The organism is Streptosporangium pseudovulgare, from assembly GCF_014648055.1.
Taxonomy (GTDB): domain Bacteria; phylum Actinomycetota; class Actinomycetes; order Streptosporangiales; family Streptosporangiaceae; genus Streptosporangium; species Streptosporangium pseudovulgare.
Map to the genome: position 1 here is coordinate 61,445 of NZ_BMQJ01000017.1, position 15,848 is coordinate 77,292.

Sequence of the window (15,848 nt, forward strand, 5' to 3'; positions counted from 1 at the left end):
GCAGCCCTCTCGCAACCGCCTGGTGGCCCCCTCGATGGTCCGACCGGGCGGCGGTGGTCCGGGTGCGTCCGCCATCGCCCCGCCTTCCATCCTGTACGGCCCGCCCCGCTTCCGCGCGCCGATCGGGAAACCGTTGCGCCGTTGTGAGACTTCTGTTGCGCCGGTGGGGAGGCGCCACGCCGGTCCCCGGTGGGCGCCGGTCCCCGGGAGAACGCCGGGCCGCTCACCCGGTGGTGATCAGCTCCAGTCCCTCGGGCAGGCTGCCGTCGTGCGCGGCCTCGGCGAGGAAGAACAGCAGCGTGTCGTGGAAGGCCCGGGCCGCCCGGGTGGGCTCGACGTCCTTGCGGTGGGCGATGGCGATGGTGCGCTGCAGTCCGGGCGGCGCCAGCGGCGTGCCGGTCAGCCCGGGGCGGCCGTCCAGGACCATCGACGGGACCAGCGCGATGCCCAGCCCGGCCTCCACGAACCGCAGCACGGCGTCCATCTCGCCGCCCTCCACCGACAGCCTCGGCTCGAACCCGGCCTGGCGGCACGCGCTGAGCGTGGCCTCCCGCAGGTCGTAGCCGCGGCGGAACATCACCATCGGCCGCCCGCGCAGCTCCTCCATCCGCAGGTACGGCCGGCGCACCGGCGAGTCGGTGGGGGAGACGACGACCAGGTTCTCCCGCAGCACCTCCTCGGTGGCCAGCGCCGGATCGTCGCTCTGCAGCGGCATGATGATCAGCGCCAGGTCGAGCTGGCCGCGGGCCAGGGCGCGGACCAGGTCGCGGGAGCCGCCCTCCTCCACCAGCAGCTCGATTCCGGGGTAGTCGCGGTGGAACCGCGCCAGGGCGTCGGCCATCAGCCCGGCGCACAGCGAGGGTGTGGCGCCGAGCCGTACCCTTCCCCGGCGCAGCCCCGCCAGCTCGGCGACCTCCCGCCGGGCGGTGTCGGCGTCTGCCAGCATCCGCCGGGCCAGCGGCAGCAGGGCCTCACCCGCGGCGGTGAGCGTGACGTTCCCCCGGGCACGGCTGAACAGCGGTGCCCCGAGGTCGGCCTCCAGCGCCTTGATCTGCTTGCTCAGCGAGGGCTGGGCGACGCGCATCCGCTCGGCGGCGTGGGTGAAGTGCCGTGCCTCGGCGACCGCCACGAAGTAGGCGAGTTGCTGGAGCTGCACGCCTTTAGCGTACGGATACCCCGGGGGCGGATCCGGGGTGGCCCCCGGAGAGGGGGAGGATGTGAGATTGCTCGCATCAGGCCGCCGGGCGCGACCTCTCAACCTGCGTGAACGCAGAGTCGATAGCCCGCGGCTATGGAAACGAGGCTCACGATGACTTGGACGACGGGAACTTCCGCTGCCTAGCGTCACGTTCGTGACTGCCACAATTGAGCGCGGCAACGCCACCGCGTCGATCAATCCCCCCGGCGACGCCACCGCTGACAAGAAGACGCCCAGGAGGCGTGGCGGGTTCCTGAACTCCTCCCCCGGCAAGAAAGCCGTGATGGCCGTCACGGGCGCCGTCATGGTGCTCTTCCTGGTCCTGCACATGGCCGGAAACCTCAAGAGCTTCCTCGGCGCCGAGGAGTTCAACGCCTACGCGGCCTCCCTGCGCACTCTCGGCGAGCCGATCCTCCCGCACCGCACCCTGCTGACCGTGCTGGAGATCGTGCTGGCCGCCGCCCTCGTGCTGCACATGTGGGCGGCGATCACCCTGGCGCGGCGCGCGGGCCGGGCCCGCCCGGTCAGGTACGCGGTCCGGCGGAAGTCCCAGGCGGGCGGCTACGCCATCCACGCCATGCGCTACGGCGGCACCGCGATCTTCCTCTTCCTGATCTGGCACCTGCTGGACCTCACCTTCGGCACGGTCAACCCGGCCGGCGGCTCCGGCACGCCGTACGAGCGCCTGGTGGAGGGCTTCGCCCCCTCGCGCTGGTGGGTGACGCTGTTCTACGTGCTCGCCGTCCTCGCGGTCGGCCTGCACCTGCGCCACGGCCTGTGGAGCGCCTTCCAGTCCCTCGGCCAGGCCGGTCGCCGCAGCTACCGGGGGCTGAACGCCTTCGCCGTCACGGTCTCGGTGCTGATGGTCGTCGGCTTCCTCGCGGTCCCCGCCGGTGTCATGGCCGGAGTCATCAAGTGAGCGGGACCCGTACGACAGGCGCGGCGAAGGCCGCGCGGCAGGTCTTCAGCGCGGTGAACGAGGAACGGTGAGCGAGAGATGACCATGAACTACACCGAGGGCGCGCCGATCCGCGACACCAAGGCTCCCGAGGGTCCCATCGAGGACCGCTGGGAGAAGCGGAAGTTCAGCGCCAAGCTGGTCAACCCGGCCAACAAGCGCAAGCTGCACGTCATCGTGGTCGGCACCGGCCTCGCGGGCGGCTCGGCCGCCGCGACGCTCGGCGAACTCGGCTACAACGTCACGTCGTTCTGCTACCAGGACTCGCCCCGGCGGGCGCACTCCATCGCGGCGCAGGGCGGCATCAACGCGGCCAAGAACTACCGCGGCGACGGCGACTCGATCTACCGGCTGTTCTACGACACGGTCAAGGGCGGCGACTTCCGCGCCCGCGAGTCGAACGTCTACCGCCTGGCCCAGGTCAGCGTGAACATCATCGACCAGGCCGTGGCCCAGGGCGTGCCGTTCGCCCGCGAGTACGGCGGCCTGCTGGACACCCGCTCCTTCGGCGGCGCCCAGGTGTCGCGCACCTTCTACGCCCGCGGGCAGACGGGCCAGCAGCTCCTGCTCGGCGCCTACCAGGCGCTGGAGCGGCAGATCGCGGCCGGCACCGTGAAGATGCACACCCGCCACGAGATGCTCGACCTGATCGTCGCGGACGGCCGGGCGCGCGGCGTGATCGTCCGCGACATGGTGACCGGCGAGATCGAGCGGCACACCGCCGACGCGGTCGTGCTGGCCACCGGCGGCTACGGCAACGTGTTCTTCCTGTCCACCAACGCCAAGGGCTGCAACACCACGGCGATCTGGCGGGCGCACCGGCGCGGCGCCTACTTCGCCAACCCGTGCTACACCCAGATCCACCCGACCTGCATCCCGGTCAGCGGCGACTACCAGTCCAAGCTGACGCTGATGTCGGAGTCGCTGCGCAACGACGGCCGCGTGTGGGTGCCGGTCAAGAAGGGCGACACCCGCCCGGCCGCGCAGATCCCCGAGGACGAGCGCGACTACTACCTGGAGCGCATCTACCCGGCGTTCGGCAACCTGGTCCCGCGTGACATCGCCTCCCGCGCGGCCAAGAACGTCTGCGACGAGGGCCGCGGCGTCGGCCCCGGCGGGCTGGGCGTCTACCTCGACTTCGCCGACGCGATCAGGCGGCTCGGCCGCGACGCGGTGGAGAAGAAGTACGGCAACCTCTTCGAGATGTACGAGCGCATCACCGGCGAGGACCCCTACACCCAGCCGATGCGCATCTACCCGGCCGTGCACTACACCATGGGCGGCCTGTGGGTGGACTACGACCTGCAGTCCACCATCCCCGGCCTGTTCGTGATCGGCGAGGCCAACTTCTCCGACCACGGCGCCAACCGCCTGGGCGCCTCGGCTCTGATGCAGGGCCTGGCCGACGGCTACTTCGTGCTGCCGACGACCATCGGCGACTACCTCGCGAACGGCCCCTACGGGGAGGTCGACGAGGACGCGGTGGCCGAGGCCGAGACCGCGGTGCGCCAGAAGATCGAGCGGCTGCTGACCAACGACGGCACCCGTACCGCCGACTCCTACCACCGCGAGCTGGGCAAGCTCATGTGGGACTACTGCGGCATGGAGCGCACCGAGGAGTCGCTGCGCAAGGCGCTGGAGCGGATCCCCGAGCTGCGCGAGGAGTTCTGGAAGAACGTCAAGGTCTCCGGCACCGCCGACGAGCTCAACCAGGCGCTGGAGCGGGCCGGCCGGGTGGCCGACTTCTTCGACCTGGCCGAGCTGATGTGCATCGACGCCCTGCACCGCACCGAGTCGTGCGGCGGTCACTTCCGCGCCGAGTCGCAGGACGCCGACGGCGAGGCCCTGCGCGACGACGAGAACTTCGCCTACGTCGCGGCCTGGGAGCACGGCGCGGAGGGCCCCGTCCTGCACAAGGAGGCCCTCGAGTACGAATACGTCAAGATGACCCAGCGGAGCTACAAGTGATTCGGCGAGCCGGCGAGTACGGCGACGTCGTCCACGCCCGCGTCGGGCGAGTGAGCGAAAGCGAGGAGCCGCGGGCATGAACCTCACCCTCAAGATCTGGCGCCAGAAGGACCCGCAGGACAGGGGTCGCATGGTCACCTACCGGGTGGAGGACGTCTCTCCTGACATGTCCTTCCTGGAGATGCTCGACGTGCTCAACGAGCGTCTCATCCTGGAGGGCGACGAGCCGGTCGCCTTCGACCACGACTGCCGCGAGGGCATCTGCGGCATGTGCGGCATGGTCATCAACGGTGTCGCGCACGGCGAGCAGGTGGCCACCACCACCTGCCAGCTCCACATGCGGCACTTCGAGGACAACGCGGTCATCACCATCGAGCCGTGGCGGGCCGCGCCGTTCCCGGTGGTCAAGGACCTGGTCGTGGACCGCTCGTCGTTCGACCGGATCATCCAGGCCGGCGGCTTCATCTCCGTCCCGGCCGGATCCGCGCCCGACGCGCACAGCGTCCCGGTGAAGAAGGAGGACGCCGACAACGCCTTCGACGCGGCCACCTGCATCGCCTGCGGCGCCTGCGTGGCGGCCTGCCCGAACGGCTCGGCCTCCCTCTTCACCGCCGCCAAGATCACCCACCTCAGCCTTCTGCCGCAGGGCCAGCCCGAGCGCGAGTCCCGCGCCAAGGCCATGGTCGAGCAGATGGACGCCGAGGGCTTCGGCGGCTGCACCAACACCGGCGAGTGCACCGCGGTCTGCCCCAAGGGCATCCCGCTGGACACCATCGCCCGGATGAACCGCGACTACCTGCGGGCTTCCAAGTAGGTCACGGCGCGGACCCTCGGGTCCGCACCCGGAGCGGACGGCTCCCCGGCCATGGCCGGGGAGCCGTCCCGCTTTCCGGCCGGATCGGTGCCCGGGGAGCCGTACGGTGCGCAGGGCGGGCTTCCGGCCGTGAGGTCCGCCGGGTCCGCCGAGTCCGTCGGGTCCGCCGGTTTGGCCGGGTTCGCCGGATCCATCGGATCCGCCGGAAAAGACGATCATGGACCTTGCCCTGTGGCAGGATCCCCTCATGTCTTCCCAAGAGGGTTTCCAGGCCCATCAGCGGGGCATCCGGGCCGTCGGCCTGAACATGGAGCGGACCGCGCTGGAGATGAGAGAGATCCAGCAGGCGTTCGACGTGTTCGGCCGCACCGACCTCTCCTTCGGGGCGCTCAGCCTCATCGGGGAACCGGCGCGCCTGCGCTACACGCACGCCTTGGAGGACTTCCGCGAGCGCCTCGCCCGGGGGACCGCGTCGGCGGAGGGGCTCACCCGCGGCCTGGGCAAGAGCGCCGACGGCTACGCGGAGGTGGAGGACGCGGCCCTCCGGGACGCGCTCGCGGTCCTCGGCGACATGAGTTACGCCGAGTCCGCGCAGCGCCGCCCGGGTGACCCGTCCCTGCCGGGGGACAGGCTCTACCTGAACTCCGCCTACGACTCCTCTCCCCTGGGCGGTTTCAGCGATCCGCACCTCATGGGGCTGGTGGGGGAGGGGGTCATCTTCGGCATCGGCTCCGCGATCATGAAGGACCTGCACATGTCGGTCGAGGAGGCGGCGCGACCGTTGGGATACGGCCCTCCCCTCCTCCCCGCGGAGCGTGCGGAGCTCGCACGCCTGGCCGAGACGAGCCGGCGGACGGAGGCACTGCTCAGGGGAGCCGCGAGGATGTCCGCCGCGGCCTTCACCGGTGCCGCCCTCTGGGCGAGCGCGGTCGTCCCCAGCGACGAGGCCCTCGACACCGCCCTGCAGAACTGGGTGCACACCGTGAGCTCTCTGGGTGACATGTTCGGGGTGACGGACCCGGCGAAGCGGGAGAAACTGGCCGAGGCGTGGAGCGGTGACGCGATGGACGCGGCGGACAGGAAGATGCGTGACTTCGTCACGGCGGCCGTCCAGACCACCGACCAGGCCATGGCCATGGCCTGGGGGCTCCACCACGCGGTGCAGAGGCTCAACCGGCTCCACGACCTGGCGTACAAGCTCGTGCTGGGGGAGCTCGTCGTCCTGGCGGCCCTGCACGCCGTGGCGGCCTTCTTCCCGAACGCGAGATTCTCCAAGGAACTCATCGGCTGGAAGATCAGCCGGACCGTCCTGGTGCTCCACGGTCTCATCGCCGCGGCGTGCGCGGTCATGATGACGGCGGAGGTGACCGGGACGGGCTCCGCGACCGAGGGCGTTCCCCGGACCGACTTCCCGATCGTGAACGCCTGACGGTCGCGGAGTCCGCCGCCGGTCGCCCGGGTCCGGTCCCCCCGGGCGCGTTCGTCCATGCCGCGGTCCGTCAGCCCAGTTCGGCGGCGATCTCCTGGCGGAGGGTCTCGGCGTCGATGCCCGCGCCGGCGATGACGCGCGCGCCCACGCCCTGGCCCTCGCGCAGGATTCCGAGCAGGACGTGGCCGTCGGAGATGTATCCGTGCTTGAGGCGCAGGGCCTCGCGTAGCGACAGCTCCAGCGTCTTCTTCGCGCGGGGGGTGAACGGGATGTGCCCGCCGGTCCGCCGGCCCCGCGCGGGGCCGCGGTCCAGGGCTCCGGGACCGAAGACGGCCTCGACCCGTTCCCGGACGGCCGACAGGTCGATGCCGATGGTCTCCAGCGCCTCGGCGTCGAGGCCGCCGCCCGGCGGCGGGACCAGGCCGGCGACCGCCCGGTAGGCCCGGTCGTGGTCGAGCCCGTGGCGGGCGAGGACCCGCGCGGCGAGGCTTTCGGGCCGGTCGAGCAGGCCGAGCAGGATGTGCTCGGGGCCGATGAAGCGGTGGTTCAGCCGGCGGGCGTTCTCCTGGGCGCCGATCACCGCCTGCCGGGCATCCCCCTGGAACCGTTCGAACATCTACCTCTCCCTTCTCAGCAGCCCGCGGCCGCCCGCGTACTTCTTGTGCACCGCCTGCCGGCTGACCTCCAGGCAGTGCGCGATCTCCTGCCAGGACCAGCCCTGTTCGCGGGCGTTCTCCACCTGTAGGGCCTCAAGTCGTTCGACGAGCATCCGCAGTGCCCGCACGGCCCGCAGGCCGACGGCGGGGTCGCGGCTGCCGGCGTCGGAGGCCAGCTGCGCCGTGTCGCTCATATCCGTCAATTTAGGTTGACATGGCGCTCTCGTCAACCAGAGTTGACGTGATCGTTTTGTCGGAAAATGGTTTGCCTGGTGAGAGGGGATCTTGTCAGGCTATAACGGCCATGCGCTCCTTACCCGTCGCCGATCCCGGCGCTCCCGACGCCCGTAGCCCGTTCCGGTACCTGTGCTGGGTCGCCCGCAACCAGGCGGGTCCCCTGCTCATCGGCGCCGGATACGCCACCCTGTGGTGGCTCGCGATGGCACTCGTGCCCATGGTGATGGGCAGGGGCATCGACGCCGTCCGGACGAAGGACACCTCCGCCCTGCTCACCTGGGGCATCGTGCTGCTGGTCCTCGGCGCCGTGCAGGCGGCCGCGGGGATCCTGCGCCACCGGATGGCCGTCTACAACTGGCTGGCCGGCGCCTACCGCACCGTCCAGGTCACCGTACGGCAGGCCACCCGGCTGGGCGCCACCCTGCCCAGGCGCATGTCCACCGGCGAGGTGGTCAGCGTCGGCAACTCCGACATCGCCCACATCGGCAACGCGATGGACATCCTGCTGCGCGGCAGCGGCTCGGTCGTCGCCATCGTCGCGGTGACGGTCATCCTGATCGGCACCTCGCTGCCGCTCGGCCTGACGGTGCTCGTCGGCGTCCCGGCCATGGCCCTCGCCGTCACGCCGCTGCTGCGGCCGCTGAACCGGCGCCAGCACGCCCACCGCGACCTGTCGGGCGAGCTGTCCACCCGCGCCGCCGACATCGTCGCCGGCCTGCGGGTGCTGCGCGGCATCGGCGGCGAGCAGGTCTTCGCCGACCGCTACGTCACCGAGTCCCAGCGGGTACGGCGGGCCGGCGTGAAGGTCGCCTCGGTCGAGTCGCTGCTGGAGGGCGCGCAGATCCTGCTGCCCGGCCTGCTGATCGCCGCGGTCACCTGGCTGGGCGCGACCTTCGCGACGCGGGGCGAGATCACCATCGGCCAGCTCGTCGCCTTCTACGGCTACGCCGCGTTCCTGATCACCCCCCTGCGGACGCTCATCGAGGCGGCCGACAAGCTCACCAAGGGACACGTCGCCGCCCGCCGGGTGGTGCGCATCCTCTCCCTCGAACCCGAGGTGGACGGCGGCGCCGCGACCTCCCCCGGCGGGTTGCTGCGCGACGTGGCCTCCGGCGTGGCCGTACGGCCCGGCACGTTCACCGCCCTCGCCGCGGCCACGCCCGAGGACGCCATCGCGATCACCGACCGGCTCGGCCGCTACCGCGACGGCGACGTGGACTTCGGCGACGTGCCGCTGGACACCCTGCCGATCGCCGAGGTGCGCCGCCGCATCCTGGTCGCCGACAACGACGCCGCGCTCTTCGCCGGAACCCTGCGCGAGGAGCTGGACGTCGCCGGTACGGCCTCCGACGACGACCTCGCCGACGCGCTGTACGCCGCGTGCGCCACCGACATCGTCGACGCGCTGCCCGACGGCCTCGACGGACACGTCGCCGAGTCGGGCCGGGAGTTCTCCGGCGGCCAGCGGCAGCGCCTCCGCCTGACCCGGGCGCTGCTCTCCGACCCGGAGGTGCTGGTCCTCGTCGAGCCCACCAGCGCGGTGGACGCCCACACCGAGGCCCGCATCGCCGACCGGCTGGCCAAGGCGCGGGCCGGCCGTACCACGCTGGTCTGCACGACCAGCCCGCTGGTACTCGACCGCACCGACCACGTGATCTACGTCGAGGGCGGCGTGGTACGAGCCCAGGGAACCCACCGGGACCTCCTCGCCACCGCCCCCGCCTACGCCGCCGTTGTGACCCGAGGAGAATCATGACCAAAAAGATCCTCCCGGTCGCCGGGGAGGCGCAGGTCCGCGCCTACGCGCGCAGGCTCACCCTGAAGTACCCGCATGCCCTGTCACTGGCGCTCGGCCTGCACGCGCTGGCCGCCGTCGCGGGCCTGGCCGTGCCGTGGCTGCTGGGCCGGCTGGTCCAGGACGTGCAGGACGGCACCGGGGTGAACGTCACGGCGGTCGCGCTCGGCATCGCGGCCTTCCTGGCCGCCCAGGCGGTGCTGGTCAGGTACGCCGTCTACGCCTCCTCCTCGCTGGGTGAGAAGGTCCTCGCCGAGCTGCGCGAGGAGTTCGTCGGCCGGGTGCTCGACCTGCCGCTGTCCACCGTGGAGCGGGCCGGCTCGGGAGACCTGATCACCCGTACCTCCCGTGACGTCGACTCGCTGTCGCGCACCGTACGGCGCGCCGTGCCCGAGACGCTGATCGCCCTGGTCACCTGCGTGATCACCATCGGCGCGCTGTTGATCGCCGGGCCGCTGCTGGTCCTGCCCTCGCTGCTGGCCGTACCGATCCTGTGGTTCTCCACCCGGTGGTACCTCAGGCGGGCGCGCGACGGCTACCTGCGCGAGAGCGCCGCCTACGCGGACATGACCGACGGCCTGGCCGAGACGGTCAACGGCGCCCGCGCCGTGGAGGCCCTCGGCCTGCAGGAGCGCAGGCACCGCCGTACCGACGGCGACATCGCCCGCTCGTGGGCGGCCGAGCGCTACACCCTGGGCCTGCGCACGGTCTGGTTCCCCGCGGTGGAGGCGGGCTACGTCATCCCGATCGCGGCGACCCTGGTCATCGGCGGCCTGTTCCACGTCAACGGCTGGGTCACGCTGGCCCAGGTCACCACGGCCACGCTCTACGTCCAGCAGCTCATCGACCCGCTGGACCGGCTGCTCATGTGGATCGACGAGCTCCAGGTCGGCGGCGCCTCCATGGCCCGCCTGCTGGGCGTCGCCGAGGTGCCCGACGACCGGGCGCCCGGCGCGCGCGTCCCGGACGGCGACGAACTGCGGGCCGACGACGTCCGCTACGCCTACCGCGAGGGCCACGACGTCCTGCACGGCATCGACCTGGTGGTCCGGCCGGGGGAGCGGCTGGCCATGGTCGGCCCGTCCGGCGCGGGCAAGTCCACGCTGGGCCGGCTGCTCGCGGGCGTCCACGGCCCGCGCGACGGCGAGGTCACCGTCGGCGGCGTCCCGCTGGTCGAGCTGCCGCTGGACGACCTGCGCGGCCACGTCGCCCTGGTGACCCAGGAGCACCACGTCTTCCGGGGCACCCTGCGCGACAACCTGCTGATCGCCCGCCCCGACGCCGGTGACGACGCCGTCCACGCGGCGCTCGCCGCGGTGGACGCCACCGAGTGGGTCACGGCCCTGCCGGACGGCCTGGACACGGTCGTCGGCTCCGGCGGCCACGCGGTCCCGCCCGCACACGCCCAGCAGATCGCCCTCGCCCGGCTGGTCCTGGCCGACCCGCACACCCTGGTCCTGGACGAGGCGACCTCGCTGATCGACCCCAGGGCCGCCCGTCACCTGGAGCGGTCGCTGGCCGCCGTCCTCGACGGCCGCACGGTGATCGCCATCGCCCACCGCCTCTACACGGCGCACGACGCCGACCGGGTCGCGGTGGTCGAGGACGGCCGGATCAGCGAGCTGGGCTCCCACGACGAGCTGGTCGCGACCGGCGGCTCCTACGCCGCCCTGTGGAGCAGCTGGCACGGCGGCGGTCCGGCGTGAGCGCCGAGGCTCCCGGGACGCGGTGACGGGCCGTCCTCCCGCCGCCCGGGACGGGAGGACGGCCCGCGTTCCGGCCTTCCCGGGGCCGGGTCAGCCCGCGCCGGACCCCTGCCCCTGGAGGCCGGACAGGGCGTCGGCGAAGGCGGCGGAGTGCTTGAGCTCGTCGCGTGCGGTGTCCGCGAACACCTCCGCCGCCTTCCGGTCACCGTCGGCCTCGGCCTGCCGGGCGTAGCCCGGGTACATCCGCTCGCCCTCCTGCTTCTCCCCGGCGACCGCGGTGCGCAGGTCGGTCCGGGTGTCGCGGACCAGACCGGCGAGTTCCGCCTGTTCCGCGAAGTGCTCGGTGCGCTCGACCCCCGCGGCGCGGTCGAACAGCGTGGCGAGTTCCGGCTGGTCGGTCTGCCGGGCCCGGTCGGCGTACAGGGTGTACTTGGCGCTGGCGAGCGCCTCGCCCCGCAGCGCGGTCCGCAGGTTCTCCAGGGTGCGCCGCGCCGACACCTGAGGGGGTCCGGCCTTGATCCGCACCGGCTTGACGGTCACGTCGGTGGGAACGGTGACCCCGGCCGCCGGGGCGGTGACGGCCTTCAGCGCCTGGGCGAACCTCGCGCGGTGGCCGGCCTCGTCGCGACCGATCTCCGTGAAGAGCCTGGCGGCCTTCCGCTCGCCGTCCGCCTTGGCCTGCTTGGCGAAGCCGCGGTACATCCTGGACGCCTCGTAGGACTCCCCTCCGATGCTGCGGCGGAGGTTGGCCGCGTTGTCGCCGACCAGCCCGGTCAGCTTGGCCTGCTCGGTGAGGTGCTCTCGCAGCTCGGTGTCCGCGGTGCGGTCGAACAGCTCCCGCACCTTCGGCAGTCCCTCCTGGGCGGCCTGCTCGGCGTAGGCGCGGTACTTGGCGGACGCGAACGCCTCGCCCTGTATGGCGTTGTTCAGGTGCGCCCGCGTCGCCGGGCTCAGGTCGTCGCCCCGGGGAGCGGTCGCCGCCATGGCGGCCCCGGCGGGGACGGCGACGATGGCGGCCGCGCCGAGGACGACGGCACCGGTCTTCCGCCAGGCGGATCGTCGGCTGTGCATAGGGACCTCCCGATGAGCCGTGTTCCCAGGCCCGTGGCACCGGTGGCCGGTCTCGTGACGGCGGACGCGGAGCGGGACCTCGTGACCGGCTCCCAGTGCTGGATCGTCCGTTTCGGTCAATACCCCCGCACGTACCCCCTGCTGAATTGACGAATGCGCCACATATTCACATAAGTGACAAAAGGGATTTTTCTCTGCGAGGTGGGCCGACGGGTTTCCCGGCCCCGCGAAGCGGGGACCGGCGCGTTCCCCGCGGGCGTCCGCGGGGAACGGCGATCCCGGCCGGCGGACGCCCGCGGGGCGACGCCGTCCGGGCCGTGCGGCTAGCCCAGGGCCTTCTTGAGGAAGTCGACCTGGAGGAGCAGGAGGTTCTCCGCCACGACCTCCTGAGGCGTCATGTGGGTGACGCCCGACAGCGGCAGCACGGTGTGCGGGCGGCCGGCCGCCAGCAGGGCGGACGACAGCCGCAGCGTGTGCGCGGCCACCACGTTGTCGTCGGCCAGGCCGTGGATCAGCAGCAGCGGGCGCTCCAGCTTCTCGGCGTCGGCGAACAGCGACGACGCCTCGTAGTGCCCCTCGTCCGGCCGGCCGAGGTAGCGCTCGGTGTAGCAGGTGTCGTACAGCCGCCAGTCGGTCACCGGAGCGCCGGCCACCGCCGCGTGGAACACGTCGGGACGGCGCAGCACCGCCAGCGCCGCCAGGAAGCCGCCGAAGGACCAGCCGCGGATGCCGACCCGTGACAGGTCGAGGTCGTCGGGGAACCGGGCCGCGGCGCCGTGCAGGGCGTCCACCTGGTCCTCCAGCGGCGGGGTGGCCAGGTCGTTCAGGATGGCCCGCTCGAAGTCCGGCCCGCGGCCCGGGGTGCCCCGGCCGTCGGCCACGACCACGGCGAAACCCTGGTCGGCGAACCACTGGCTGGTCAGGTAGGCGCCGGAGGCGGTCAGCACGCGCTGGGCGTGCGGCCCGCCGTACGGGTCCATCAGGACCGGAAGCCTCGCCGAGCCGGGCTCGTGCCCGGACGGGAAGATCACGGCGGTGGACAGGTCGCGTTCGCCCGCCCGGATCAGGGAGACCCGCAGGTCCAGGCCGGGCCGTTCGGCGTACGAGGCGATGTGGCCGCACTGCCTGCCGTGGTGCAGGACGGTCGTCACCGCGCCCTCGTGGGTCATCGTCTGGGTGGTGAGCACGAGGGTGCCGCCCGCGGTGTGGCCGCTGTAGACGCCGCTCCCGGCCGGGCTGACCAGGGTGATCCGGCCGTCCTTGTAGGCCCACAGGGCGATCTCGGTGGGCTCGCCGCTCGCCCGGAACAGCACGGTGTCGCCCTCGATGTCGAGGACCTCGCGGACCTGGAGCGTGGCCGGGGTGACCGGCCGGTCGCCGACGAACAGGCGGTGACCGCCCTCGGCGGCGGCGACCCAGACCACGGACCCGTCGGTGAGGCGGCCGGGCACGCCGGTGTAGACCTCCACCCAGGCCGGGTCGGTGTCCTCGCGCAGCAGGGTGGTGGCGCCGGTGGCCGGATCGACCGCGAAGAGCCGCTTGGACCGCTGGTCGCGCGACATGGTGACGATCATGGGGCCGTGGGCGTCCCAGACGGCGTTGACGAGGTACTCGTCGGTGAACGGGACGGCGACCCGGGAGCCGTCCAGGGACAGCACGAACAGCTCGACCTTCGCGTTCGGCGTGCCCGCGGAGGGGTAGCGCTGCTCGACGGCCGGGCGGGACGGGTTGGCCGGGTCGGCGATGTGCCACCGCTCGACCGGGGAGACGTCGGCCCGCTCGACCAGCAGCGCGTCACCGGAGGGGGACCACCAGTAGCCCCGCATCCGGCTCATCTCCTCGGCGGCGATGAACTCCGCCAGGCCGTACGTCACCTCGGGAGACTCCGGGCGGGCCAGCACGTGGTCGACCTCGTCCTCCAGGTCCTGGATGTGCAGCGCGCCGCCGGTCACGTAGCCGACGTAGCCGCCGTCGGGCGACACCCGCGGATCGATCACCGGCCCGGCGGTCTTCAGCCGGCGCACCCCGCCGGTCCTCAGGTCGGTGACGTACAGGCTTCCGGAGAGCACGAAGGCCGCCGTGGTCACCGCGGCGTCGGTGCTGTAGCCGACGACGCCGCCCGCCTGCTCCCGGCTGCGCTCCCGGCGGGCCCGCTCCTCGGGCGGCAGGTCCTCCTCGCCGCCCGCCAGGACGCGCGGGTCGGCGATCAGCCGCTCCCGGCCGCCGGCGACGTCGTACTCCCACAGGCAGGTGACCGGGTCGGACCCTCCCTTGGATCGCAGGAAGACGACGCGATCCCCGCCGGGGGCGATGGTGAAACCACGCGGCGCCCCGAGGCTGAACCGGCGGGTCCTGGCGTGAAGACGAGGAAAGCTCTCACTCATGAGAGCCATCTTGCCAGCTCCGCGTTCCCAGGGCTGAGGGACCGCCGGGCGTCCGGGCGTGCTCCCGTGAATCGGCGCGTGTCCGCGCGGACCGGCGGGATCCCGCGGGTCCGGCGGGTCTGGCGGGATCCGGCGGGATCGGTGCGCCGGGATCCGGATGAGGCCGTGTCGGTGGCGGCGGGGAATCGGGTGCCGGATAACCTCTGAGCCATGACTGACCGGCGCCTCCTGCTCGTACACGCCCACCCCGACGACGAGACGATCGGCACCGGGGGCACCATGGCCAGGTACGCCGCGGAGGGCGCCCACGTCACGCTGGTGACCTGCACGCTCGGCGAGGAGGGCGAGGTCATCCCGCCGGAGCTCGCGCACCTGGCGGCCGACCGCGACGACGCCCTCGGCGCGCACCGCGTCGGGGAGCTGGCCGCCGCCTGCCGGGAGCTGGGGGTCGCCGACCACCGCTTCCTGGGCGGCCGGGGCCGCTGGCGCGACTCGGGGATGATGGGCGTCCCCTCCAACGACCGCCCCGGGGCCTTCTGGCGGGCCGGCCTCGACGAGGCCGCCGGGGAGCTGGTGAAGATCATCCGCGAGGTGCGGCCCCAGGTGCTCGTCACCTACGACGAGGACGGCTTCTATGGCCATCCCGACCACATCCAGGCCCACCGCGTCTCCTGGCGGGCCTTCGAGCTGGCGGCCGACCCGGCGTTCGGCGAGGGAGAGCCGTGGCAGGTCGCCAAGTTCTACCTGACGGCGGTGGCCCGCTCCACGACGCGCCGGGCGGTCGAGGCGATGCGGGTGACCGGGACGCGGTTCCGCGTCGAGGACGCCGAGGAGTCGCCCGGCCGCGCGGACGAGGAGATCACCACCGAGATCGACGTCCGCGCGTACTTCGGGCACAAGCTCGCCGCGATGCGGGCGCACGCCACCCAGATCACCGTGGACGCCCCGTGGTTCGCCCTGTCCAACGACGTCTGCCAGGAGGTGGCGAGGGTGGAGCACTTCGTCCTGCGGGCCGGGGTGACGGGCCCGGCGGCGCCCTCGCTGCCGGTCGAGTTCGGCGGCCTGGGGGAGCCGTACAAGCTGGAGGACGACCTGTTCGCCGGCATCGACTAGCCTCGGTGCCCATGGATCCCATGCCCGCGGAGGAGCGGAACCCGGCCCGGCGGGGGCCGTCGGAGGCGGCGGTCACCGCGGCGGCGTACTGCGTGCTCGCCCTGTTCGGGCTCGGCTTCGGGGTCGTGGGCGCGTTCCAGCACTCGTGGTACCTCTGGCCCGTCCCGGTCTCGGCCGTCGGCTGCGTCGTCGTGCTGTTCGGCGCCTGCCACGGCGCCGGGCGGATGATGGGCGGGAAGCTGGGGGCCCTGACGCCCGCGGTGGCCTGGCTGGTGGTCACGATGATCTGGCTGGGCCAGCGGCCCGAGGGCGACCTCGTCATCGCCAATGACCTGTCGGGTTACGTCTACCTCTACGGCGGCCTGGTCGCGGTGCTGGCCGCCGTCCTGCTCACCCCGTCGGCCCGCGGCGGCTCGTGGCTGCTCACGCAGCACTCCTTCGGTCCCCGCCCGGCCGGACGGGCCCCGGGGGAGCGCGGGACCGGAGCCTGACCGCCGCGTGCCCCGGGGCCGCGGCCCC

At 72.7% G+C, this 15,848-nt stretch carries 13 protein-coding genes; 8 read left to right on the plus strand and 5 right to left on the minus strand.

Features of this window, described 5'->3' with window-relative positions; translation table 11 throughout:
- Window positions 1–223: 223 nt before the first annotated feature.
- Window positions 224–1,156 (minus strand): LysR family transcriptional regulator, encoded by a 933-nt coding sequence (locus IEZ10_RS29195; RefSeq protein WP_189249740.1) that lies wholly within the window; start codon window positions 1,154–1,156, stop codon window positions 224–226.
- Between the two features lie 196 nt (window positions 1,157–1,352).
- On the opposite strand from IEZ10_RS29195, the gene IEZ10_RS29200 reads away from it, so the two are divergent.
- The 4 genes from IEZ10_RS29200 (at window position 1,353) to IEZ10_RS29215 (ending at window position 6,367) form a co-directional block, all read left to right on the plus strand.
- Window positions 1,353–2,117 (plus strand): succinate dehydrogenase cytochrome b subunit, encoded by a 765-nt coding sequence (locus tag IEZ10_RS29200; RefSeq protein WP_189249741.1) that lies wholly within the window; start codon window positions 1,353–1,355, stop codon window positions 2,115–2,117.
- A gap of 78 nt (window positions 2,118–2,195) precedes the next feature.
- Window positions 2,196–4,124 (plus strand): fumarate reductase/succinate dehydrogenase flavoprotein subunit, encoded by a 1,929-nt coding sequence (locus tag IEZ10_RS29205; protein WP_189249742.1) that lies wholly within the window; start codon window positions 2,196–2,198, stop codon window positions 4,122–4,124.
- A gap of 76 nt (window positions 4,125–4,200) precedes the next feature.
- The gene (locus IEZ10_RS29210) at window positions 4,201–4,938 is read left to right on the plus strand and encodes a succinate dehydrogenase/fumarate reductase iron-sulfur subunit (protein WP_189249743.1); all 738 of its coding nucleotides are present in this window, start codon (window positions 4,201–4,203) and stop codon (window positions 4,936–4,938) included.
- Window positions 4,939–5,185: 247 nt separating this feature from the next.
- Window positions 5,186–6,367 (plus strand): hypothetical protein, encoded by a 1,182-nt coding sequence (locus IEZ10_RS29215; protein ID WP_189249744.1) that lies wholly within the window; start codon window positions 5,186–5,188, stop codon window positions 6,365–6,367.
- A 70-nt stretch (window positions 6,368–6,437) separates the two neighbouring features.
- On the opposite strand, the gene IEZ10_RS29220 is transcribed toward IEZ10_RS29215, so the two are convergent.
- Both IEZ10_RS29220 and IEZ10_RS29225 read right to left on the minus strand, forming a co-directional pair.
- Window positions 6,438–6,983, minus strand: coding sequence for a Clp protease N-terminal domain-containing protein (locus IEZ10_RS29220; RefSeq protein WP_189249745.1), 546 nt, complete (start codon window positions 6,981–6,983; stop codon window positions 6,438–6,440).
- Window positions 6,984–7,217, minus strand: a complete 234-nt coding sequence (locus IEZ10_RS29225; RefSeq protein WP_179825381.1) for an RNA polymerase subunit sigma-70 — start codon at window positions 7,215–7,217, stop codon at window positions 6,984–6,986.
- A gap of 110 nt (window positions 7,218–7,327) precedes the next feature.
- On the opposite strand from IEZ10_RS29225, the gene IEZ10_RS29230 reads away from it, so the two are divergent.
- On the plus strand, window positions 7,328–9,016 hold the full coding sequence (locus tag IEZ10_RS29230) for an ABC transporter ATP-binding protein (protein ID WP_189249746.1): 1,689 nt from the start codon (window positions 7,328–7,330) through the stop codon (window positions 9,014–9,016).
- On the plus strand, window positions 9,013–10,761 hold the full coding sequence (locus tag IEZ10_RS29235) for an ABC transporter ATP-binding protein (protein ID WP_189249747.1): 1,749 nt from the start codon (window positions 9,013–9,015) through the stop codon (window positions 10,759–10,761). Before IEZ10_RS29230 ends, IEZ10_RS29235 begins: the two co-directional genes overlap by 4 nt.
- A gap of 90 nt (window positions 10,762–10,851) precedes the next feature.
- On the opposite strand, the gene IEZ10_RS29240 is transcribed toward IEZ10_RS29235, so the two are convergent.
- Complete coding sequence (locus tag IEZ10_RS29240; protein WP_229811760.1) at window positions 10,852–11,832, minus strand: ferritin family protein; 981 nt, start codon at window positions 11,830–11,832, stop codon at window positions 10,852–10,854.
- Between the two features lie 323 nt (window positions 11,833–12,155).
- Window positions 12,156–14,216: a S9 family peptidase gene (locus IEZ10_RS29245; RefSeq protein WP_189249748.1), complete on the minus strand. Its 2,061-nt coding sequence runs from the start codon at window positions 14,214–14,216 to the stop codon at window positions 12,156–12,158.
- A gap of 210 nt (window positions 14,217–14,426) precedes the next feature.
- On the opposite strand from IEZ10_RS29245, the gene mshB reads away from it, so the two are divergent.
- Window positions 14,427–15,329, plus strand: coding sequence for an N-acetyl-1-D-myo-inositol-2-amino-2-deoxy-alpha-D-glucopyranoside deacetylase (mshB, locus tag IEZ10_RS29250; protein WP_189249749.1), 903 nt, complete (start codon window positions 14,427–14,429; stop codon window positions 15,327–15,329).
- 11 nt (window positions 15,330–15,340) lie between these two features.
- Window positions 15,341–15,820, plus strand: coding sequence for a DUF6113 family protein (locus IEZ10_RS29255; RefSeq protein ID WP_189249750.1), 480 nt, complete (start codon window positions 15,341–15,343; stop codon window positions 15,818–15,820).
- Window positions 15,821–15,848 lie beyond the last annotated feature (28 nt).